19 protein-coding genes are annotated in these 19,867 nt (G+C 73.1%); 6 read left to right on the top strand and 13 right to left on the bottom strand.

Annotated features, from left to right (window positions below):
* Window positions 1–35 precede the first annotated feature (35 nt).
* The 5 genes from ACQPZK_RS31105 to ACQPZK_RS31085 all read right to left on the bottom strand — a co-directional run bounded on the left by ACQPZK_RS31105 (window position 36) and on the right by ACQPZK_RS31085 (window position 6,743).
* Window positions 36–3,236, bottom strand: a complete 3,201-nt coding sequence (locus ACQPZK_RS31105; RefSeq protein WP_433536269.1) for a UvrD-helicase domain-containing protein — start codon at window positions 3,234–3,236, stop codon at window positions 36–38.
* 61 nt (window positions 3,237–3,297) lie between these two features.
* On the bottom strand, window positions 3,298–4,548 hold the full coding sequence (locus ACQPZK_RS31100) for a metallophosphoesterase (protein ID WP_433536268.1): 1,251 nt from the start codon (window positions 4,546–4,548) through the stop codon (window positions 3,298–3,300).
* A gap of 12 nt (window positions 4,549–4,560) precedes the next feature.
* Window positions 4,561–4,815, bottom strand: coding sequence for a MoaD/ThiS family protein (locus ACQPZK_RS31095; protein ID WP_433536267.1), 255 nt, complete (start codon window positions 4,813–4,815; stop codon window positions 4,561–4,563).
* 3 nt (window positions 4,816–4,818) lie between these two features.
* Window positions 4,819–5,832 carry a GTP 3',8-cyclase MoaA gene (gene moaA, locus ACQPZK_RS31090; RefSeq protein WP_433536266.1) on the bottom strand — a complete coding sequence of 338 codons (1,014 nt, stop codon included), beginning with the start codon at window positions 5,830–5,832 and terminating at the stop codon, window positions 4,819–4,821.
* Window positions 5,829–6,743: a fructosamine kinase family protein gene (locus ACQPZK_RS31085; RefSeq protein WP_433536265.1), complete on the bottom strand. Its 915-nt coding sequence runs from the start codon at window positions 6,741–6,743 to the stop codon at window positions 5,829–5,831. The genes moaA and ACQPZK_RS31085 overlap by 4 nt, the downstream gene beginning before the upstream one ends.
* A gap of 152 nt (window positions 6,744–6,895) precedes the next feature.
* Between ACQPZK_RS31085 and ACQPZK_RS31080 the strand changes: the two genes are divergently transcribed.
* On the top strand, window positions 6,896–7,942 hold the full coding sequence (locus ACQPZK_RS31080) for a DUF4192 domain-containing protein (RefSeq protein ID WP_433536264.1): 1,047 nt from the start codon (window positions 6,896–6,898) through the stop codon (window positions 7,940–7,942).
* Window positions 7,943–8,090: 148 nt separating this feature from the next.
* On the opposite strand, the gene fdhD is transcribed toward ACQPZK_RS31080, so the two are convergent.
* Window positions 8,091–8,954, bottom strand: coding sequence for a formate dehydrogenase accessory sulfurtransferase FdhD (gene fdhD, locus ACQPZK_RS31075; RefSeq protein ID WP_433536263.1), 864 nt, complete (start codon window positions 8,952–8,954; stop codon window positions 8,091–8,093).
* Window positions 8,955–9,054: 100 nt separating this feature from the next.
* Between fdhD and mobA the strand changes: the two genes are divergently transcribed.
* The 3 genes from mobA to ACQPZK_RS31060 all read left to right on the top strand — a co-directional run bounded on the left by mobA (window position 9,055) and on the right by ACQPZK_RS31060 (window position 11,335).
* Entirely contained in the window at window positions 9,055–9,861 is an 807-nt protein-coding gene (mobA, locus tag ACQPZK_RS31070) for a molybdenum cofactor guanylyltransferase (RefSeq protein WP_433536262.1), read from the top strand.
* Complete coding sequence (locus ACQPZK_RS31065; protein WP_433536261.1) at window positions 9,858–10,121, top strand: DUF6457 domain-containing protein; 264 nt, start codon at window positions 9,858–9,860, stop codon at window positions 10,119–10,121. The genes mobA and ACQPZK_RS31065 overlap by 4 nt, the downstream gene beginning before the upstream one ends.
* A gap of 119 nt (window positions 10,122–10,240) precedes the next feature.
* Window positions 10,241–11,335: a T3SS (YopN, CesT) and YbjN peptide-binding chaperone 1 gene (locus ACQPZK_RS31060; RefSeq protein WP_433536260.1), complete on the top strand. Its 1,095-nt coding sequence runs from the start codon at window positions 10,241–10,243 to the stop codon at window positions 11,333–11,335.
* On the opposite strand, the gene ACQPZK_RS31055 is transcribed toward ACQPZK_RS31060, so the two are convergent.
* Window positions 11,332–12,294, bottom strand: a complete 963-nt coding sequence (locus ACQPZK_RS31055; protein ID WP_433536259.1) for a zinc-binding dehydrogenase — start codon at window positions 12,292–12,294, stop codon at window positions 11,332–11,334. The two genes, ACQPZK_RS31060 and ACQPZK_RS31055, sit on opposite strands and share 4 nt — an antisense overlap.
* Before the next feature lie 171 nt (window positions 12,295–12,465).
* On the bottom strand, window positions 12,466–12,927 hold the full coding sequence (locus tag ACQPZK_RS31050; protein ID WP_354814963.1) for an Lrp/AsnC family transcriptional regulator: 462 nt from the start codon (window positions 12,925–12,927) through the stop codon (window positions 12,466–12,468).
* A gap of 107 nt (window positions 12,928–13,034) precedes the next feature.
* Between ACQPZK_RS31050 and ddaH the strand changes: the two genes are divergently transcribed.
* Complete coding sequence (ddaH, locus tag ACQPZK_RS31045; protein WP_433539376.1) at window positions 13,035–13,820, top strand: dimethylargininase; 786 nt, start codon at window positions 13,035–13,037, stop codon at window positions 13,818–13,820.
* A gap of 73 nt (window positions 13,821–13,893) precedes the next feature.
* Here ddaH and ACQPZK_RS31040 read toward each other — a convergent pair whose 3' ends face one another.
* Together ACQPZK_RS31040 and ACQPZK_RS31035 are read right to left on the bottom strand one after the other, a co-directional pair.
* Window positions 13,894–15,081, bottom strand: a complete 1,188-nt coding sequence (locus ACQPZK_RS31040; protein ID WP_433536258.1) for an ABC transporter substrate-binding protein — start codon at window positions 15,079–15,081, stop codon at window positions 13,894–13,896.
* Window positions 15,082–15,161: 80 nt separating this feature from the next.
* A complete protein-coding gene (locus ACQPZK_RS31035) occupies window positions 15,162–15,959 on the bottom strand; it encodes an alpha/beta hydrolase family protein (protein WP_433536257.1) in 798 nt (265 codons plus the stop codon).
* 59 nt (window positions 15,960–16,018) lie between these two features.
* Here ACQPZK_RS31035 and ACQPZK_RS31030 point away from each other — a divergent pair, with 59 nt between their 5' ends.
* Window positions 16,019–16,633, top strand: a complete 615-nt coding sequence (locus ACQPZK_RS31030; RefSeq protein WP_433539375.1) for a bacterial proteasome activator family protein — start codon at window positions 16,019–16,021, stop codon at window positions 16,631–16,633.
* Between the two features lie 4 nt (window positions 16,634–16,637).
* Here ACQPZK_RS31030 and ACQPZK_RS31025 read toward each other — a convergent pair whose 3' ends face one another.
* The 3 genes from ACQPZK_RS31025 to ACQPZK_RS31015 form a co-directional block, all read right to left on the bottom strand.
* A complete protein-coding gene (locus ACQPZK_RS31025; RefSeq protein ID WP_433536256.1) occupies window positions 16,638–17,450 on the bottom strand; it encodes a Cof-type HAD-IIB family hydrolase in 813 nt (270 codons plus the stop codon).
* Window positions 17,450–18,271 (bottom strand): HAD family hydrolase, encoded by an 822-nt coding sequence (locus ACQPZK_RS31020; RefSeq protein WP_433536255.1) that lies wholly within the window; start codon window positions 18,269–18,271, stop codon window positions 17,450–17,452. Before ACQPZK_RS31020 ends, ACQPZK_RS31025 begins: the two co-directional genes overlap by 1 nt.
* A gap of 567 nt (window positions 18,272–18,838) precedes the next feature.
* Window positions 18,839–19,576: a hypothetical protein gene (locus ACQPZK_RS31015; RefSeq protein WP_433536254.1), complete on the bottom strand. Its 738-nt coding sequence runs from the start codon at window positions 19,574–19,576 to the stop codon at window positions 18,839–18,841.
* Between the last annotated feature and the right edge of the window lie 291 nt (window positions 19,577–19,867).

Here is a 19,867-nt window from a genome sequence, read left to right as displayed (position 1 = left end):
ACAACTTCATGATCGACGGGAGCGGGGCCGCCCGGTCAGATGAGGCGGAGTTGGCGGTCCTTGGGGCGGCGGGCCTCGGTCTCGCCGAACCGTTCGAACAGGCCCGGGTCGATCGCGGCGAGGAACGGCGAGGGGGCGCAGTCCCGTTCCGCGCCGTGCCTCGTCCGCCGGGCGGCGTGGCTCACGTACAGCCGGTCCTGCGCCCGGGTCAGGCCGACGAAGAAGAGTCGGCGCTCCTCGGCGACCGCGTCCTCGTCCGGCGTCGAACCGGGCCAGCGCAGCGGCAGCAGCCCGTCCTCCGCGCCGACCAGGAAGACCACCGGGAATTCGAGGCCCTTCGCGGCGTGCAGGGTCAGCAGCGTGACCGCCTCCGCGCGCGGGTCGAGCGCGTCCACCTCGGCGCCGGTGGCGAGCTGCGACAGGAACGCCTCCAGGTCGTCGCCACAGCGGCGGGCCAGCGGAGTCAGCAGGTCCACCGCCGAACGCACGTCCTCGGGGCGGGCCCCGCTGCCCGCACCGTCCAGCGTGGGCACCGCGAACCGCTCGGCGACCGTCTGACCGGCCAGCCGCACCCGGGCCGCCAACGACCCGGCCAACCCGTCGGCGTGCCGCAGCTCGCGGGCGATCGCCGCCACCCCGGGTCGGTCCCGGAGCCGGTCGTGTGAGCGCTTCTGCACCGGGATGTTGGCCCTGGTCAGAGCGTCCACGATCGGGGCGGCCTGGGCGTCGGTGCGGTACAGAACGGCGATGTCGGAGAACGACAGCGTGGTGGACCGGCCGTCGATCCGGCCCGAGTCCAGCGATCGGTGGGACAGCCCGCCGACCAGTTCGTCGACGGTCCGGACCACGAAGTCGGCCTCGTCGGCGACGGACGACGCCGGGTACCGGCCGACCAACGGGGCCTCCGGGTCGAGCCGCGCCGGATCCAGTCGCCGGCCCTGGACCAGCGAGGACGGCGCGATGGCCTGCACGGCGGCGGCCAGGATCGGCGCCGACGAGCGGTAGTTCCGGTTGAGTCGGACCAGCCGGGCGTCCGTGAAGTCCCGCGAGAAACGCAGGAAGTAGCCGACGTCGGCACCCCGGAAGGAGTAGATCGCCTGGTCCGGGTCACCGATCGCGCAGAGGTTGCCGTCGGCGGGGCTGAGCAGCCGCAGCAGCTCGTACTGCACCGCGTCGACGTCCTGGTACTCGTCGACGAAGATCCACCGCCAGCGGTCCCGGTACCGCTCGACCAGCTTCCGGTCCGCCCGCAGCAACTCCACCGGCAGGGTCACCAGCTCGTCCAGGTCGACCAGGTCCTGCTTGCGCAGCAGCGCCGTGTAGCCAGCGACGTCGTCACCGGCCTCCGAGCGGGCCGCCGACCGTTCGGCGTCGTCGGCGATCCGGAAGCCGGCCGGCAGGCCCGCCGCGTCGGCGTTCTCCCGCAGGATGGTCAACCCCAGCGCGTGGAAGGTGCCCACGGTGACGTCCTCGGCGACCGGACCGAGCAGCCCGTCGAGGCGGTGCCGCAGCTCCTCGGCCGCGCGGCGGGTGAACGTGATCGCCAGGCAGTGCTCGGGAAAGACGTTCAGCTCCGCGCAGAGGTACGCGATGCGGTGGGTCAGCGTCCGGGTCTTGCCGGTGCCGGGGCCGGCCACGATGAGCAGCGGTCCGCCGGGGGCGGACGCCGCCACCCGCTGCATCGCGTCCAACCGGTCCAGCAGGCCGGTGCCGACCTCCTCCATGCCGGAGAGCATCGGCTCGAACGGTTCGTGCGGTGACGGCGGCGGCGCGATCGGTGGCGCGGGAGGCGGGGCCGGCTTGCGCTTCGGTTCAGCCTTGGCCGCCGCCGGGCGCTTGGCCGTCGCGCGAGCCGCCGGCTCCACCGGACGTCGCTGCGCCGGCACGGGTACGGGTACGTCGAACAGCGTCTCCTGCGCCGTGCCCGCGCCCCTGCCCAGCTCCGCCGGATCGAACAGCGTGATCACCCCGTACTCGCCGTCGTAGCCCGGTACCCGGTGTACGTCGCCCCGCCGCAGCCGCCCGATGCCCTCGGCGAGCAGCTCACCGCCGGCCTGCGCGATGTCGGACAACGGAGTCGTGGTCAGGATTTCCAGCTCGGGGCCGAGTGCGGCGAGCAGTTCGTTGAGCCGCCCCTCGACCTTCTTCGACCTGGCGCCCACCTTGTTGATCTCGCCAAGGATCTCGGCGAGCGGCACCAGATGGGTGACGTCCCGGGCATGCGCCGGCCGGTGCCCCTCGGGACGGTCGGCCAACTCCTCCACCCGGCTGAGGACGCCCACGGTGAGCGGCTTGCCGCACTCCGGACAGCGTCCGCCGGCCTCCCGGGTCCGCTCCGGCGACCAGTTGACGCCGCAGAGCCGGTGCCCGTCCGCGTGGTACTTGCCCTCCTCGGGGAAGAACTCGATGGTGCCGGCCAGGCCGACACCGGTACGCAGGGCCTCCCGGACGGCGAAGTAGTCCCGCTCGGCGGTCAGCACGGTCGCCTCCCGACCGAGGGCCGGCGGCGAGTGCGCGTCCGAGTTGGAGACGAGCTGGTAACCGTCCAGGCTGCCGACCCGCCAGTTCATCGCCGGGTCGGACGAGAGGCCCGTCTCCACGGCGAAGATGTGCTCGGCGAGGTCGGCGTAGCAGTCGGCGATCGCGTCGAAGCCGGACTTCGAGCCCAGCGCGGAGAACCACGGCGTCCAGATGTGCGCCGGCACCAGATAGCCGTCCGAGCTGGCTTCGAGGGTGATCTCCAGTAGGTCCCGCGAGTCCAGGCCGAGGATCGGCCGACCGTCGGAGCCGAGGTTGCCGATGCGCCCGAGAGCGGTGTTGAAGCGGGCCACCGCCTCCAGATCGGGCAGGTAGATCAGGTGATGGACCTTGCGCGTCCGGTCGTCCCGCTTGTAGATGGTGGAGATTTCCACGCTCAGCATGAAACGGACCGCGTCCGCGTCGGTCGTACCGGCGAGTCGTGGCGGCAGCCGGCGGGCGATGTCGCGCTCCGCCTCCGGGCTGAGCCGGTAGAGCCCCGGCTCGGCCGGGCGCAGTGCCTGGACCAAGTGGTCGTACCAGGCGGGGTGGGTGAAGTCGCCGGTGCCGAGCAGGGCGATGCCCTTGCGCCGCGCCCACCATCCGAGGGTCGGCAGGGTCAGGTCCCGGCTGCACGCGCGCGAGTACTTCGAGTGGATGTGCAGGTCCGCGACGAAGGGAGGGAGGCCACCGGGGGGTACGTCACTGAACGGGGGCACGCCGCATCCTGTCACGCCCGCCGCGCGGCCCGCCTTCCGCCACGCGCGGACGTGACGTCCGCTATGCCGAGCGCAACTCCACGAGGCTGATCTGCGGCTCGGCGCCCACCCGCACCGGCGGACCCCAGAAACCAGCGCCGTTGGTCACGTAGACCTTCGTGCCGTCGACCTCGCCGAGGCCGCTGACCACCGGCTGCTCAAGCTTGACGGCCAGGTTGAACGGCACCACCTGCCCGCCGTGCGTGTGCCCGGAGAGTTGCAGGTCGACGCCGTAGCGGGCCGCCTGCTTCGCGGCGAGGGGCTGGTGCGCGAGCAGGACGACCGGACGGCTCGGGTCGCGGTCGCCGAGGGCGGCCTCGAAGTCCGGGCCGGCGGCGAGGCCGGTGCCCGCCGGGTCCGCGTTCAGGTCGTTGACGCCGGCCAGGTCGAGCACCCCGCCCCGGGCCTGGATCTCCTGCCGGCGGTTCTGCAGCACCCGCAGGCCGAGCCGGTCCACCTCCTGCACCCACTCCTCGACCCCGGAGTAGTACTCGTGGTTGCCGGTGACGAAGAAGTTGCCGTACCGGGAGCGCAGGTCTCGCAGCGGTGCGGCGGCCGGGCCCAGCTCGGCGACCGAGCCGTCGACCAGGTCGCCGACGACGGCGACCAGGTCCGCGTCGAGGCGGTTGATCGCGGTGACGATCCGTTCGGTGTGCGCCCGGCCGCGCAGGGGGCCCAGGTGGATGTCGGAGACGGTGGCGATGCGCAGACCGTCCATGCTGCGGGGAAGCTTGCTGAGCGGGATCTGCACCCGGTCGAGGTGCGGCGGGCCGAGCGCCGTGCGGACGCCGTACCCCGTGATGCCGGTGGCGGTGAGGCCGGCGAAGATGGCCGCGCCGCGAGCCAGCAGCAGGCGGCGGGCCGGGTCGTGGTCCGGTGCCGCGACCGCGCCGATGGCCGGCGGATCGGCGGGCCCGGCGCCCCCGACCAGCACCGGCTCGGGCGCGGCGGTGGTCGGCTCGGCGACGGTCACCCGGCGGCGCAGCACCAGCCGCGCGACCAGCATCGGCACCTCCAGCACGACCAGCGTGACCAGCAGGTAGAACATGACGGCGAGCCACAGGTAACCCGGCCAGGCGAGCCAGTAGAGGCCGGCCTGCGTGCCGACGAGGGTGACCGGTACGAGCACCGCCAGCACGAGAGCGGCTACCCCGCCGACCCGCCGCCAGCGACCCGGCGTCGTCGTGTCCCGGACGAGACGTTTCCACAGATAGAGGTGGATGAGCCCGGTGACCAGCGCCAGGACGCCCATGAACCCGAGAACTGCCAACATGTGCGCGCCCCCTCAGCCGCCCGCGAACGGGGGTAGGACATCGATCGTGGCCCCGCCTGGCAGGGGTGCTTGACGATCATGGCAGGTGACGCCGTCCACGAGGAAACTGGCCACCCGCAGCACGGCGGCCAGCCGGTCACCGTGCCGCTGGGACAGTTCGGCGGTCAGGTCGTCGAGGGACCGGCCGGCGGGCGTCACCTCCTCGGAGCGGCCCGCGGCGGCCCGCGCCCCCGCGAAGTAGCGGACGGTCAACGGCCTCGGCTCCACGACTCAACCCCCGATCGCGGACATCGGCCGGGTCGGCTGGAGGAAGGTGGGGTCGTCGATGCCGTGCCCGGCTCGCTTGCCCCACATCGCGGTACGCCACCGCCGCGCCAACTCGTCGTCGGTCGCGCCGTCGCGCAACGCCGCCCGCAGGTCGGACTCCTCGGTGGCGAACAGGCAGGCGCGCACCTGGCCGTCGGCGGTCAACCGGGTGCGGTCGCAGTCGCCGCAGAAGGGCCGGGTGACGCTGGCGATCACACCGACCCGGGCCGGACCGCCGTCGACCAACCAGGTCTCCGCGGGCGCCGCGCCGCGCTCGGCGGGGTCGGGGCTGAGATCGAAGTGGGTGCGCAGGGAGGCGAGGATCTCCTCGGCGGTGACCATCGTGCTCCGGTCCCAACCGTGCTGGGCGTCCAGCGGCATCTGCTCGATGATCCGCAGGTGGTAGCCGTGGTCGAGCGCGAAGCGGAGCAGAGCGGGCGCCTCGTCCTCGTTGACGCCCCGCATCAGGACCGAGTTGATCTTCACGGGGTCGAGCCCCGCGGCTGCCGCCCCGGCGAGGCCCGTTAGCACCGCGTCGAGGCGGGGACGGCGGGTGAGCTGGGCGAACCGGGCCGCATCCAGTGTGTCCAGCGAGACGTTCACCCGGTCCAGGCCGGCCGTACGCAGCGCCGGCGCCAGCCGGTCCAGGCCGATGCCGTTCGTGGTGAGCGAGATCCGGGGGCGGGGATCGAGCGCGGCGACCGCGCCCACGATGCCGAGCAGCCCGGGCCGGATCAACGGCTCCCCGCCGGTGAACCGCACCTCGGTCACACCGAGCTGCTCGACGGCGACCCGGATCAGCCGGACGATCTCCTCGTCGCTGAGCAGCTCCGGGCCGGCCAACCAGGGCAGCCCCTCGGCCGGCATGCAGTACGTGCACCGCAGGTTGCACTTGTCGGTCAGGGACACGCGCAGGTCCCGAGCCACGCGGCCGTACCGGTCGACGAGGACGCCGTCGGTACGTCGGTCGACACTCACCGGTCGACCGTAGCGCGCTCGGCGCCACCCAGGGCGGCTCGCGCGACCTGGACAACCGCATCGCGGTAGCCGGCACCGAACAGCGCGGTGTGCACGAGCAGCAGATGCAGCTGGTGAAGTGGCACCCGCTCGCGCCAACCGTCGGCCAGCGGCCAGCTCTCCCGGTAGGCGGCCAGCACCCGGTCGAGGTACGCGACACCGCCGAAGAGCGCCAGTTGGGCGAGGTCGGTCTCGCGGTGCCCGCCGTGCGCCGCCGGGTCGACCAGCCAGGCCCGCTGGTCGATGCCCCACAACACGTTGCCCGGCCACAGGTCACCGTGGACGCGGGACGGTGGCTCGTCCCCGCCGAACTCACCTACGCGCCCGATCACCCGCTCGACCAGCGCGGCGTCGCTGCTGGTCAACGCGCCGCCGTCGACCGACAGGCGCAGGTAGGGGACGAGTCGACGCCGCGTGAACCAGGTCGACCAGGGGCCGTCGTCGGGGGTGTTGTCCTGTCCGAGCGCGCCGATGAAGCCGGCCCAGGGCGCGCCGAAGGCCGACGCGCCGGCCCGGTGCAGCACGGCCAGCTCCCGACCGAAGCGCTCGGCGGCATCCGGCGTCGGCTCGCCGGGCTCCACCCAGTCGAGCGCCAACAGGTCGGGCAGCGCCACGATCACCTCGGGTACGCCGATCGCGTCGGCCTGTCGCAGCCAGCGCAGCCCGGCGGCCTCGGCGGCGAAGAAGCCCTCGGGCGCCGGCCGGTCGGCCCCCTCCGGCCAGGACTTCGCGAAGACCGAGTGGCCGTCGTCAAGTGTCAGCCGGGCGGCGGCGCAGATGTTGCCCCCGGCGACCGGCGTCTCCCGGAGCCGCTGATGGGTCCGGAACGTCGGCAGGTGTGCCGGATGCGCGCGCAGGTACGCCAGGTCCATCAGCGCACGGTAGCCGCTGCCCGTGACACCGCGGTGTCGTGTGAGCACATCGAATCGCCTCTACCTGTGGGAATACGCTCCGTAGTTGTGGATAAGCCGCGTGTCATCCACAGGGTCTGGAAGGCTCCGCAGCTCGGACGCAGCCTTCCTGCATGACCTCGACCGAACGTCCGAAGCTCTCCGTCCGCTCGCCCGCCGATCTGATCGCCGCCGTGCCGTACCTGCTCGGCTTCCACCCGGCCGACAGCGTGGTCGCGGTGGCGCTGCGCGGTCGGCAGATCATCTTCGCCGCCCGCGCCGACCTGCCCGACCCCGCGACGGACCTGGTCGACCGTGCCCGGCACCTGGCCGGGGTGATCCACCGGCAGGGCGCGGAGGCCGCCACCGTGGTGGGCTACGGACCGTCCGACCGGGTGACCCCGAGCGTGGACGCGGTGCGCGCCGCCCTGACGGCCGCCGGACTGGAGGTGCTCGACGCGCTACGGGTGACCGACGGCCGGTGGTGGTCCTACCTGTGCACCGAGGTCGACTGCTGCCCGCCCGAGGGCCGGCGCTACGACCCGCAGGCCAATGCGGTCACCGCGTCGGCCGTGTTCGCCGGTCAGGTCGCACTCCCCGATCGGGCGGCCCTCGTGGCGCAGGTGTCGCCGGTGGCCGGCCCGGCCCGCGAGGCGCTGCGTGCCGCCACCGTCCGAGCCGAACGACGGCTGGTCGAGCTGATCGAGCGGGCGCCCGCCGGCGATCTGCTGGGCGGGCGGGCCGTGCGTTCCGCCGGGGTGACCGCGGTCCGCGACGCGCAACGCCGACACCGGCGCGGCGAGCGGCTCGACGACGACGAGGTGGCGTGGCTCAGCCTGCTGCTCGGTCACCTGCCGGTCCGCGACCATGCCTGGGAACGCACCGACGGCCGCGACCGGGACATCGACCTCTGGACCGACGTGCTGCGCCGGGCCGAGCCGGAGTTGGCCGCCGCGCCCGGAGCGCTCCTGGCGTTCGCGGCGTGGCGGGCCGGGCAGGGGGCGCTGGCGGCGGTCGCGCTGGAACGCACGCTGAGCCTGCACCCCGACTACTCGCTGGCCCTGCTCCTGGACGACCTGCTCCGGCGTGGCGTGCCACCCTCCGAACTGGACGGCTGGCCCTCGGTCGGGATGCCCGGCGTGATCCGTCCCCGCAAGCGACGTCGACGTGGCCGCCGCTGAGCCGCGTCCGGCGCGCCCCGGCCGGCGCACGAGGTCGGGGTCGGGGTCGGGGTCGTCAGGAGCTGATCCACTCCAGGTTGGCGACATGGGGGTTTCGGGGCGTCTGGATGGCCCCACATCGGCGACCTGGCGTGGATCATCGCTCGGGTCAGGCCGGCTGCTCGACCGTGATCCGCTGCGGGCCGGCGTACACGTTCATGGTCCGGCCGCGCAGGAACCCGACAAGCGTCATTCCGGCCTCCTCGGCCAGCTCGACGGCGAGGGTGCTCGGCGCGGACACCGCTGCCAGCAGCGGTAGTCCCGCCATCCAGGCCTTCTGGGTCAGCTCGAAGCTCGCTCGGCCGGACACCAGGAGCAGGTGCCCGGTCAACGGCAGGCGGCGTTCCCGCACCGCCCAGCCGATGACCTTGTCCACCGCGTTGTGCCGGCCCACGTCCTCCCGCAGCGCCACCAGCTCACCGGCTGGTGTGAACAGCCCTGCGGCGTGCAGCCCGCCGGTGCGGTCGAAGGCGCGTTGGGCGGCCCGTAGCCGGTCGGGCAGCTCGGCGAGAAGCGTGGCCGGTACGGCGAGCGGGTCCTGGACGACCGGAAACAGCGAGCGGGTACGGACGGCGTCGATGCTGGCCTTACCGCAGACCCCACAGGAGCTGGTCGTGTAGAAGTTCCGGGACGGGTCGGTGGTCGGCTCCGGCACGCCGGGAGCGAGCACCACGTCCACCACGTTGTACGTGTTCGGCGTCTCCGCGCCGGAGCAGAGTTGGGCGGTCAGCACGTCGTCGGTGGACCGGATCAGTCCCTCGGTCAGCAGGAAACCGATCGCCAGGTCCAGGTCGTCTCCGGGGGTCCGCATGGTGACGGCGAGCGGCTTGCGTCGGCCCGGACCGGCCGGGCCGACCCGGATCTCCAACGGCTCCTCCACGGAGAGGTTGTCGGGCCGTCTGACGGCTGCGCGTCCGTCCGCCGCGTCCAGGTCGATCCGCAGTACGCGCCGTCGGTCAGTCGCCCGTCCCATCCCGCCATCCTGCACCCCGCCCCGGCCGGCCCGCACGGCCGCCGCTCATCAGCACCCCGCAGCACCCCTGGCCGAGCGCCGGCACGGTTACGGTGGCCGGGTGGAGACGTACGCCGCCGTGGTGCTCGCGGGTGGGGCCGCCCGACGGATGGGTGGGGTCGACAAGGCCGCGCTGCCGATCGGTGGCCGGTCGATGCGTGACCGGGTCCTGGCTGCGGTGGGCGACGCCGCGCCCCGGGTGCTGGTCGGTCCCGGTGACGGCGTTCCCGACGGTGTGCGGGTGACGCGCGAGGATCCCCCGGGAGGCGGGCCGGTGGCCGCGATGGCGGCCGGGCTGGCGCTGCTCGACCCCGACACGACGCTCGTCGCGCTGCTCGCCGCCGACCTGCCGCTGCTCACCCGCGCCGCGATCGGCGACCTGCTGACCCACCTCGCCGCCGCCGAGACTCCCGCACTCGCCGCTCCGGCGGACAGCCCGGCGTCGCCCGCTCCGGCGGACAGCCCGGGGTCGGCCGTCCCGGCGGACAGCCCGGGGTGGGTCGCCCCGGCGGACAGCCCGGCGTCGGCCGTCCCGGCGGACAGCCCGGCGTCGGCCGCTCCGGCGGACAGCCGGTCCGGCCCGAGAGCCGGCGCTGTCCTCGCCCCAGAGCCTGTCGACGGGGTGTGCTTCGTGGACGCGGACGGCCGGCGGCAGTCGCTGTGCGGGGTGTGGCGGGTCGACGCGTTGCGGACCGCGCTGGCGGGGCTGGCCGCCGACCGGGGCGGCAGTCTGGCCGGCGCTTCCGTGCGGGCGCTGACGGCCCGGCTCGTGGTACGGGAGGTGCCGTGGGCCGGTGACGGTCCGCCGCCCTGGTTCGACTGCGACACTGACGAGGACGTACGCCGGGCGGAGGAGTGGGTGCGATGACGGTGTTGGACGACTGGGTCACGGCGGCCTGCGCCGAGGTTGGTCTGGACCCGGCCGAGGTACCGGTGTCGGCGGTGCTGGACCTGGCCCGCGACGTCGCCCATCAGGTGGTGCGACCGGGTGCGCCGGTCAGCGCGTACCTCCTGGGGTTGGCCGTCGGCAGGGGCGCCGACCCGGCGGACGCCGCGGCCCGGCTCAGCGCGCTCGCGGCCGACTGGCCGGTCGGGCTCGACGCTGAACTCGCCGACCCCACCTCCTGACCGCGGCGCCGCATGCGGGTGTTCCGACGCCGGGAGGGCGTCGGGTGTCCGATCCCGGTCCGGGCTGATTCGAGGTTCGTGGACCGTGGGTAGGGTGATCGGAACGGACGGAGGCGATCATGACGGCTGACCACCCCTCGGCGTCGGACGGAGAGCCCGGCGGTACACCCGAGCCGGCGGAGTCGATCCTGCTCGACGACCCCAGCACCACCGATCTGCGGGCCAAGGTGACGGAGGCCTGGCGGGAGTTCGCCCGGATGCTCGCCCTGCGGCTACGGGAGCTGCCGGCCGGCGCGCACCTCGAACTGACCCTCGATCCCACCGCCTCCGGCACGGGCGACGCCGTCTACTCGATCAGCGTCGACGCGACAGACGACGGCGGTCTCTCCGCGCGGGCGGTCGGTAACGCGGCGCTGCCGCAGGGCTACCGGCTGGACCGTGCCGCGGTGGCGGACATGGTGGCGCTCGGCTGGTCCCCGCCCGGCGTGGTGGCCGGCTCCGGCGGCGCGTTCGGGCTGGACGGCACGGTGGCCGAGGCCAACCGGATCGCCCCGCTGCTGTCCCGGACGCTGCGCGACGTGTACGGCGCACCCCATCCGGCCTTCCTCGTCTACCTGGTGCACGACGCCGAGGGCGAGCCGTTGGCCGTCGAGCCGTTGGGCACCGCGCGTAGCGAGTTCGGCCCGGACGCCGACGTGGAGGGCGACCTCCAGGAGGCGCTCGCCGAGGCGGCCACCGACCGGGACGACGTGCTGGACCTGCCGGAGCGCGTCCGTACCGTGGTCTCCACGATGTTGAAGTCCGACGCCGAACGGTTGCAGGTCGACTCGGACGGCGACATCACCATCCGGGCCGGCTCGGCGATGGTCTTCGTGCGGGTGCGTGACAACCCGCCGCTGGTGGACGTCCTCTCCCCGGTCCTCACCGAGGTCGAGCCGACCGAACGGCTCTACGTCAAGCTGTCGGAGCTGACCAACCGCATGCCGATCGGCCGCCTCTACTGTGCCGACGACACGGTCTGGGCCTCGATCCCGGTCTTCGGCCGTAACTTCCAGGCGACCCATCTCATGCTGGCGGTGCAGGTGATGACCGGTCTCGCCGACGAGCTCGACGATCGCCTGCACGGTGAGTTCGGCGGCAAGCGCTTCTTCGGCGAGGGCGACAAGCCGGTCCGCGGTGACGACTCCCAGCACCGCACCGGCATGTATCTCTAGCTGACGGCCACGTCCAACAGGGTCTTGCCGACCGTCGCGCGCGCCTCGATGGCGGCGTGCGCGTCGGCGGCGCGTTCAAGGGGGAAGCGCTGGCCGATCAGCGGCCGGAGCTGCCCGGCCGCCGCGTTCGCCAGCGCCCCGATGGTGTACGCCCGCAGCCGCGCGGGTGTCACGTCCGGCCGGATCAGCGTGATCCGGCGTTCGGCGGCTGCGTCCGGTGTCACGGGGGACCACTCGCCGCTGGCCAACCCGTAGCTGATCATCCGCCCGCCCGGGGCCAGCAGCTCGAACGCCGCCCGGGCCACCGGACCGCCGACGCCGTCGAACACCACGTCGACCCCGTCCACCGCGTCGCGGACGCGATCGGCCCAGTCCGGCTGTAGGTAGTCGACCGCCGCTTCGGCGCCCAGCCCGGGCAGCAGGGCCACCTTGCGCGGTCCGCCGGCCACGCCGATCACGCGTGCGCCGGCCCGCGTCGCGATCTGGACGAGCAGGCTCCCCACCCCACCCGCGGCGGCCTCGACCAGCACGCGGTCACCGGCGCGGACACCGACCGCCTCGACGAGCATGGTGGCGGTGCGCCCGTCGGCGAGCAGCGCCACGGCCGCGTCCAGCGCCAGCCCGGTCGGTACGTCGATGGGCGCGGCCGCGTCCACCACGACCCGTTCGGCGTACCCGCCGGCGCCGCCGGTGGCGGTGACCACCCGCTGCCCGAGGCGGGCCGGGTCGACGTCCGGCCCGACGGCGGTGATGACGCCGCCGACACCGTTGCCGGGGATCAGCGGCGGGGTGTACCGGTTCGGCCCGGGACGCCCCGAGCGCTGCTGCGTCTCGACGAAGGTGACGTTCGCGTGCGCGACGTCGATCGACACCTGGCCGGGGCCGGGCACCGGGTCCGGCGCCGGGCCGGGAGTCAGCACCTCGGGGCCGCCGAATTCGCGCAACCAGATCGCCCGCATGGATCCCCCCTCGTGTCGTGCCAGGCCGCCACGAGTCCAACACCTGAACCAGACTTGAGGTCAAGCCGCGATCGCAGGGTGGAGCCGCGATCGCAGGGTGGAGCCGCGCAGGCAGGGTGGAGCCGCGAACGCGGGGTCGAGCCGCGAACGGGTCGAGCCGCGCTGGGACGGTCAGGCGCCGGTGGACGGCCCGACGCCGGGGGATTCGACCAGCCGGGACAGCACGATGGTGCTGCGGGTGGACGTCACGAACGACTCGGCGCGCAACCGCTCGAGGGCCGCCTCGAGGTGAGCGATGTCGGCGGCGCGCAGGTGCACCAGCGCGTCCGCCTCGCCGGAGACGGTGTACGCGCCGACCACCTCGGGGTGGCGGCGGGCGGCCACGCCGATCTGCGCCGGGGTGGTCCGGCCGGCGCAGAACAGCTCGACGAACGCCTCGGTGGTCCAGCCGACGGCGGCCGGGTCGACGACGGCCGTGAATCCCCGGATGACGCCGGTGGCGCGCAGTCGGTCGACCCGGCGCTTGACCGCCGGGGCGGAGAGTGACACCCGGGTGCCGATGTCGGCGTACGACGCGCGGGCGTCTGCGACGAGCAACGCAATGATCCGCTGGTCAACGGCGTCTATCTGCAACGTTCCGCCTCTGGGAAGCAATGGTTGTGGCTGTTACCAAAGTTGAACGATACCTACTCTTGGTGACCGTGAACCAGCAGCGAGTCCCGCGAAAGCGGACATATCTCATGTGCTCGCCCGATCATTTCGCGGTCGAGTACGCGATCAATCCGTGGATGGACGTGACCACCCCGGTGGATCGGGAACTGGCCGTCAAGCAGTGGGACCGACTGCGCGAGACGCTCGTCGGCCTCGGCCACGAGGTGCACCTGCTCACGCCGGAGGCGGGGCTGCCCGACATGGTGTACGCCGCCAACGGCGCGTTCGTGGTCGACGGCAGCGTCTACGGCGCGCGGTTCAAGCACGAGCAGCGGGCCGCCGAGGCCGCCGCGCACCACGCGTTCTACGAGCAGCAGGGCTGGCGGTTCATCGCGCCGAGCGAGACCAACGAGGGCGAGGGCGACTTCGCGTACGTGCCGGAGGCGCACGGCGGACTCATCCTGGCCGGGCACGGTTTCCGTACCGAGATCCCGGCGCACGCCGAGGCGCAGGAGGCGCTGGGCCGGCCGGTGGTGTCGTTGCGGCTGATCGACCCGCGCTTCTACCACCTGGACGTGGCGCTCGCCGCCCTCGACGACGCGAACATCGTCTACTTCCCGGGCGCGTTCTCGGCGGCCAGTCAGCGCGTCCTCACGCAGCTCTTTCCGGATGCGGTGATCGCCGACGACGAGGATGCGATGGCCTTCGGGCTCAACCTGGTCAGCGACGGCGCGAACGTGGTGCTCAACAGCGAGGCCACCCGACTGGCCGGCAAGCTCAAGGCCGCCGGTTACACCCCGGTTCCGGTGGAGCTGGCCGAGCTCAAGAAGGGCGGCGGCAGCGTGAAGTGCTGCATCGCCGAACTGCGGCACTGACCCGAACACTGCCGCGTACGGCAGGGGCCGGCCTCCCCGCGGGAGGCCGGCCCCTGCTTCGTCCGGTGGGCACTCAGCCCAGCGTGGCCAGCTCGTTGGTCAGCACGTTCGACATGACCTGACCGTCGCGCTGGACCTCGCGCAGGTACCACTTCTGCTGCGGCGTACGCGGCTGGTTGAACTGCCAGATGCCGCGCGGGCTGTCGATCTGGCCGATCTTGCCCAGCGCCAGGTTGACCTGCTGCGGGGAGGGCGTTCCGCCGGTCAGCTGGATCGCCTGGTCGAGCACCTGGGCCGCGTCGTACGACGCCATCGCGTAGGTCGTCGGCGTGGTCTGGTGCTTCTTGCGGTACGCCGAGGCGAAGACCCGGTTCGACGTGTTGTTGAGGTCGGCCGAGTAGTTCAGGGCGGTCTGGATGCCCAGCGCGTCCCGGTCCAGGCTCTCCAGCACGGTGCCCTCGGTGAGGAAGCCGGGCGCGTAGACGGGGCCGGAGAACTGGTCGCGTAGCTGCTTGATGAACTCCACTCCGGCCGCGCCCGCGAAGAAGCAGAAGACCGCGGTGGGGTTCTTGCGCAGCGCCTTCTGGATGTCCGCCACGTAGGTGGTCTTGCCCGGGTTCGTGGTGGGGTTGGTGTTGGTCACCGGATCGGCGATGCGCGGGTCGGTGACGCCGAAGCCCTGCTTGAACCCCCGTACGACGTCCGGGCTGCCCACGTTCTCCGGCACGATGATCGCGATCCGGCCGTTCGCCGGGAGCTGGTCGCGCAGGTAGAGGCCCAGCGCCCGGCCGGCCTCGTCCAGCACGTACGAGGTACGCCAGATGTAGACGACGCTCTGCAGGCTGCTCGGTGAGGCGTTCGATCCGACGAGCGGGACCCGGGCATCCTCGACGGTGTCGCGGATGCCCACCATCACCGCCGAGTTGACCACGCCGGTGAGGGCGAGCACGTTCTGCTTGAGGAGCTGGTCGACGGCGGCCTTGCCGGTCTTGGCGGTCTCGCCCTCGTCGGCGGTGAGCAGCTCGACCGGGTGCCCACCCAGTTGCTGGTTGTGCAGGTCGAGGAAGAGCTGGAAGCCGTTGGTGATGTCGTCACCGATGGTCTTGAAGCCCCCGGCCTTCGGTGCGATCAGACCGATCTTGATCGGGCTCTTGGGTGCGGTCGGCTGGTCGACGTTGTCGGAGCCGCACGCGGTGGCGAATCCGGTCGTCCCGAGCGCGGCCAACAGTTGGAGCGCCCGCCTGCGATTCATCTGCGACACCGAGTTCCTTCCCAGGAGCGTTGCAGGGCGGAACAGCGCCCCTCCGGCGTTCTACCTGGTCGGCGACGCTGCGTCAATGGCTATTGATCATCGTGCAGGGACCGCAACGCATCCCGCACCCGAGGCCAGGCCGGGGACTCCGGATCGATCAGTCCGAAATGCTCGCATCCGGGCAGCTCAACAAGGGAGATATCGGATGCTGCGGTACGAGCTGCCGCGACGAAATCCCGGCTCATCGAGACCGGTACCTGCTCGTCCAGTGATCCATGTATCACTACCGTGCGTGTTGACATCGGTACCAATGATCGTGGATCGGCCACCGCGTAGCGGTCCGGCACATCCCCCGGGCCACCCCCCAGCAGCGCCGCCACGGCACCGGAGTCCAGGTCCAGCCGGTACGCCTCGGCGAGATCGGCGACCGGGGCCAGGGCCAGCACCCCACCCACCGTCGACGGCGCGGTGGCCGCCGCGTACAACGCCAGGTGACCACCGGCGGAATGACCGATCAGGATCGGCGCGACCTCGCTCACCCGACCGGGCAGCGCCCGCGCGACCAACTCCGGCAGCGCCGCGATCCCGGCGAGGACATCGGTCAAGGTGCCCGGCCAGCCGCCGCCCGGTTGCCCGGTACGCCGGTACTCCAGTTGCGCCACCGGATAACCGTCGGCCGCTAGCGCGGCGGCCAGCGGCCCGGTGTGCCGGCGGTCGTACTCGGCCCGCCAGAAGCCCCCGTGCACCACCACGACCAGCGGCCGGGCCGGCCCGGAGCCGGCTGGCTCGCGAAGGTCGGCGACCTGGTCGGGGTGGTCGCCGTACGCCACCGTCCGGTCCGGCGCGGCCGCCGGCCGGGTCAGCACGGCGCGTGGGTCGGCAGACATGGCGCGACGGTAGCGCGCTCACCCGGGTGGTTCGGCACCAGGAGTCGGTCCCGGGCGGCATGGGTCGCGCCGCCTGGGTAAAGATGGACCCCATGACCGCTGAGCAGAACGACCAGCCCGGCCCCGACGACTCCGGCCACTCCGGCACCGTGGTGGTGGTCGGTCCGGACGGGCGGCCGATCGGCACCGTGCAGACCGAGGAGGGCCACGGCGAGGACCCGACCCGCCTGGTCGAACAGCCGGCCAAGGTGATGCGGATCGGCAGCATGATCAAGCAGCTGCTGGAGGAGGTCAAGGCCGCCCCGCTGGACGACGCCAGCCGGCACCGGATGCGGGAGATCCACGAACGCTCGATCGTCGAGCTGAAGGAGGGTCTCGCACCCGAGCTGCGCGACGAGTTGGAGCGGATCTCACTGCCCTTCACCGAGGACAAGGCGCCCAGCGAGAGCGAGCTGCGCATCGCGCACGCCCAGCTCGTCGGCTGGCTGGAGGGCCTGTTCCACGGCATCCAGGCCGCCCTGGTGGCCCAGCAGATGGCGGCCCGGGTCCAGTTGGAGCAGATGCGCGGCGGCCGGCAGGCGCTGCCCAGCGGACCCGGCGGGGTCGTGCCCGGTATGCCGGGCATCGGCCAGCCGGGCGGCGGTGAGGGTCACAACACCGGTCAGTACCTCTGACCGGTCACTGGACCCCGAAGACCTTCTCCAGGTACGCGGCCACGCCGTCCTCGGAATTCGAGCCGGTCACCTCGTCGGCGACCGCGAGGACGGCGGGGTGCGCGTTGGCCACGGCCACGCCGCGCCCCGCCCAGCTGAGCATGGGCACGTCGTTGGGCATGTCGCCGAAGGCCACCACGTCCGCCGCGGCCACCCCGAGCCGGTCGCAGTACCAGTCGAGCCCGGCCGCCTTGGTCACTCCGGCCGCGGAGATCTCCACCAGCCCGGAGGACGACGAGTGGGTCGCCTCGGCGAGCCCCCGCAGCGCCGTGGCGATCAGCGCCGCGAACGCGTCCGGGTCCTGTTCGCCGGCGCGGGCGAGGAGCTTCACCGCCGGCACGGAGAGCAGTTCCTCCGGCGTCTCGATCGGCCGGATCGCCTCGGCGTCGGCGTCCCAGCGCAGCGGGTAGTGCGCCTCGTGCCGCATCTCCCGGCTGTCCAGGATCTCCACGGCGAAGCTGATGCCGGGTACCTCGGCGCGCAGCCGCCGCGCCACCTCCGCCAGGTGCTGTGGCGCGAGCGGATCGGCCCGTAACACCTCGTCGTTGAACGGGTCGTAGACCACGGCGCCGTTGGCGCAGACCGCCGGCAGAGGCTCGGCCAGTTGGTCGTACACCATCTTGAGCCAGCGGACCGGGCGGCCGGTGACCAGCACGACCGGCGTGCCTCGCGCGGCGATCCGCGCGAGCACGTCGGCGGTGTGTGGGCTGACCGTGTGGTCGTCGCGGATCAGCGTGCCGTCGATGTCCGTGGCGATGAGCCGGGGTGTCTCTCCCATCATCGGGAGAGTAGTCGGTCCAGATACACGGCCACCCCGTCGTCGTCATTACGCAGGGTCACCTCGTCGGCGGCCGCGCGGACGTCGGGGTGCGCGTTGGCGACGGCCACCCGCGACCACCCGGCCCACTCGAACATCGGCAGGTCGTTGGGCATGTCGCCGAAGACCAGCACGTCGGCCGGGTCGACCCCGAGCGTCTGCGCGACGACCGTCAGACCGGTCGCCTTGTCCACCCCCGGCGGGCAGATCTCGATGAAGCCGAGTCCGGCCTGGGTGAGCGTGGCGACCTGCGGCCCGACGATCCGGCGGGCCACCGCCAGCAACTCGTCCACGTGGTGGTCGGCGGTTCTGGCGAACGCCTTGAGCACGTCGCAGGACAGGCACTCGTCGCGGGTGCGCGCCTCGAACCGGTCCTGGTAGGGCCAGCTGGGGTGGTAGTCACCCCAGAGCGGGGCGTCGTGCTCGTCGGACGCCTCGACCATCACGGTCAGCGGGCCGACCTCGGCCTCCAGGTCGGCGAGCAGCCGGGCCAGCACCTCGGCGGGCAGACGCTCGTCGCGGAGCACCACCGGGCCCGCCGGGTCGCTCTGGTCGACCACACGCCCGCCGCCGGCCATCACCAGGAAGTCGGCGGCGCGGATGTCGTTGCGGGTCAGCTCGGTCAGGCGAGGGCCGCGTCCGGTCGCGCCGACCACCGGAATACCGGCGGCCCGCACCCGGTCGAGCACCCCATGGGTGTACGCGGAGACGGTGTCGTCGCTGCGGACGAGCGTTCCGTCGAGGTCGGTCGCGATCAGCTTGGGCAGTCCCGGGCGGGTCATCGTTCCTCCTTCGCCCGCCGCCGTCGCAGCCACCGTGCGGTCCTTGTCGAGACCCGGCGTGACGGCGGGCAGCAACCGTACCTCGCGGAACAGGTCGCAACCATGGCTTCCCGGCGAATCGGGCACCAACACACCCCACCCTGAAGGTGTCCGGCCCTCCCTGTCCCCCGGCCCCGCCCCCGCGCGCTCCCCGCGCGTTCCCCGCGCGCTCCCCGCGCGTTCCCCGCGCGCTCCCCGCGCCCCTCACTGCGCCCCGGCCCCGCGCGCTCCCCGCGCCTCTCACCGCGCGCTCCCCGCGCCTCTCACCGCGCGCTCCCCGCGCCTCTCACCGCGCGCTCCTCGCGCCCCTCACTGCGCCCCGGCCCGGCGCCCCGGCCCCGCGCGCTCACCGCGCCCCTCACCGCGCCCTCACCGCGCGCTCCTCGCGCCCCTCACCGCGTCGATCTTGCGCTTTCTGTCGACGATTTGTTGGTTTCTACGGCTTATGTCACGACAGAAAGTGCAAGATCGGCGCGCGGGTGGGGTGGGGTCGGGTCCTGGTGGGGTGGGGGGCAGGGGGTGAGGGGGTCAGGTGGGGTTTTCGGGGCGGGCGAAGGGGGTGGCTGGTTCGACCGTCAGGTCGGCGGGGGCGGGGAGGCCGTCTTCGAGGTCCGGCTCGGGGCGGCGACGCCAGGAGCGCATTGCGGGTACGTCGGCGCGGGTGCGGTCGTCGACCGACTCCGTGGACGCGCCGGTCGGTACGGTCCACGCCAGTCGCAGGGCGGCGGCGAAGAGGACGCACGCGACGAACGCCAGCACGAGACCCCGTCCGTACTCGACCTGGAACTCGTCCTCGGTCGAGTAGAGGACGGTCCGCGCCCCGGGGTCGTCGAGCGTGACGGTGGCGGCGATCAGCAAGGCCAGCAGCGCGCCGGCCAGCGTGAGCCCGACCAGTCGTGCGTTCGCACGGACCGTCGACGTCCCGCCCAGCGCCAGGGCCACGGCGCAGGCCAGGGCGAACAGGCCGGCGAGGTAGGCGACCCCGAAGCCGCCGATCTCGGACACGCTGGCGGGCACCTCGAGCGTGGTGGGCCCCTCGGGACCGCCGGTGGGCACGGTCGTCAGCACCCACTCACCGATCATCGAGGCGGTTCCGGCGACCGCGCCGAGGCCGGCCAGCAGCAGCGGCAGGCGAGGATCGCGGGTCAGGCCGACCAACGGGTTACCGAACCGGCGTGGCCGCGCGGGCTCGTCGGCGCCCCACTCGATCACGGCCGGTGCGTCCGGCGGCTCTCCCTGGCGCGGAACGGGCAGATCCTCGGGCATCGGCCATCCCTCCGCCGGTCACGGGCCTGCGTCGAATCATGGCACAGCCCTCGGTCAGGGCGCGTCCGTCGACATCGCGCGTCCGCCGGCGTCCGTCGACACCGCGCGTCCGCCGGCGTCCGTCGACACCGCGCGTCCGCCGGCGTCCGTCGACACCGCGCGTCCGCCCGCGTCCGTCGACACCGCGCGCCCGCCGGCGTCCGTCGACACCGCGCGCCCGCCCGCGTCCGTCGACACCGCGCGCCCGCCGTCGTCCGTTGCCGAGCACGGTGACGGGAATCGCAGGGCGGT

The organism is Micromonospora sp. CA-249363 (assembly GCF_050950185.1).
Lineage (GTDB): Bacteria > Actinomycetota > Actinomycetes > Mycobacteriales > Micromonosporaceae > Micromonospora.
The sequence above is the reverse complement of the archived record's forward strand: the minus strand, read 5'-3'. Positions and strand labels throughout refer to the sequence as shown.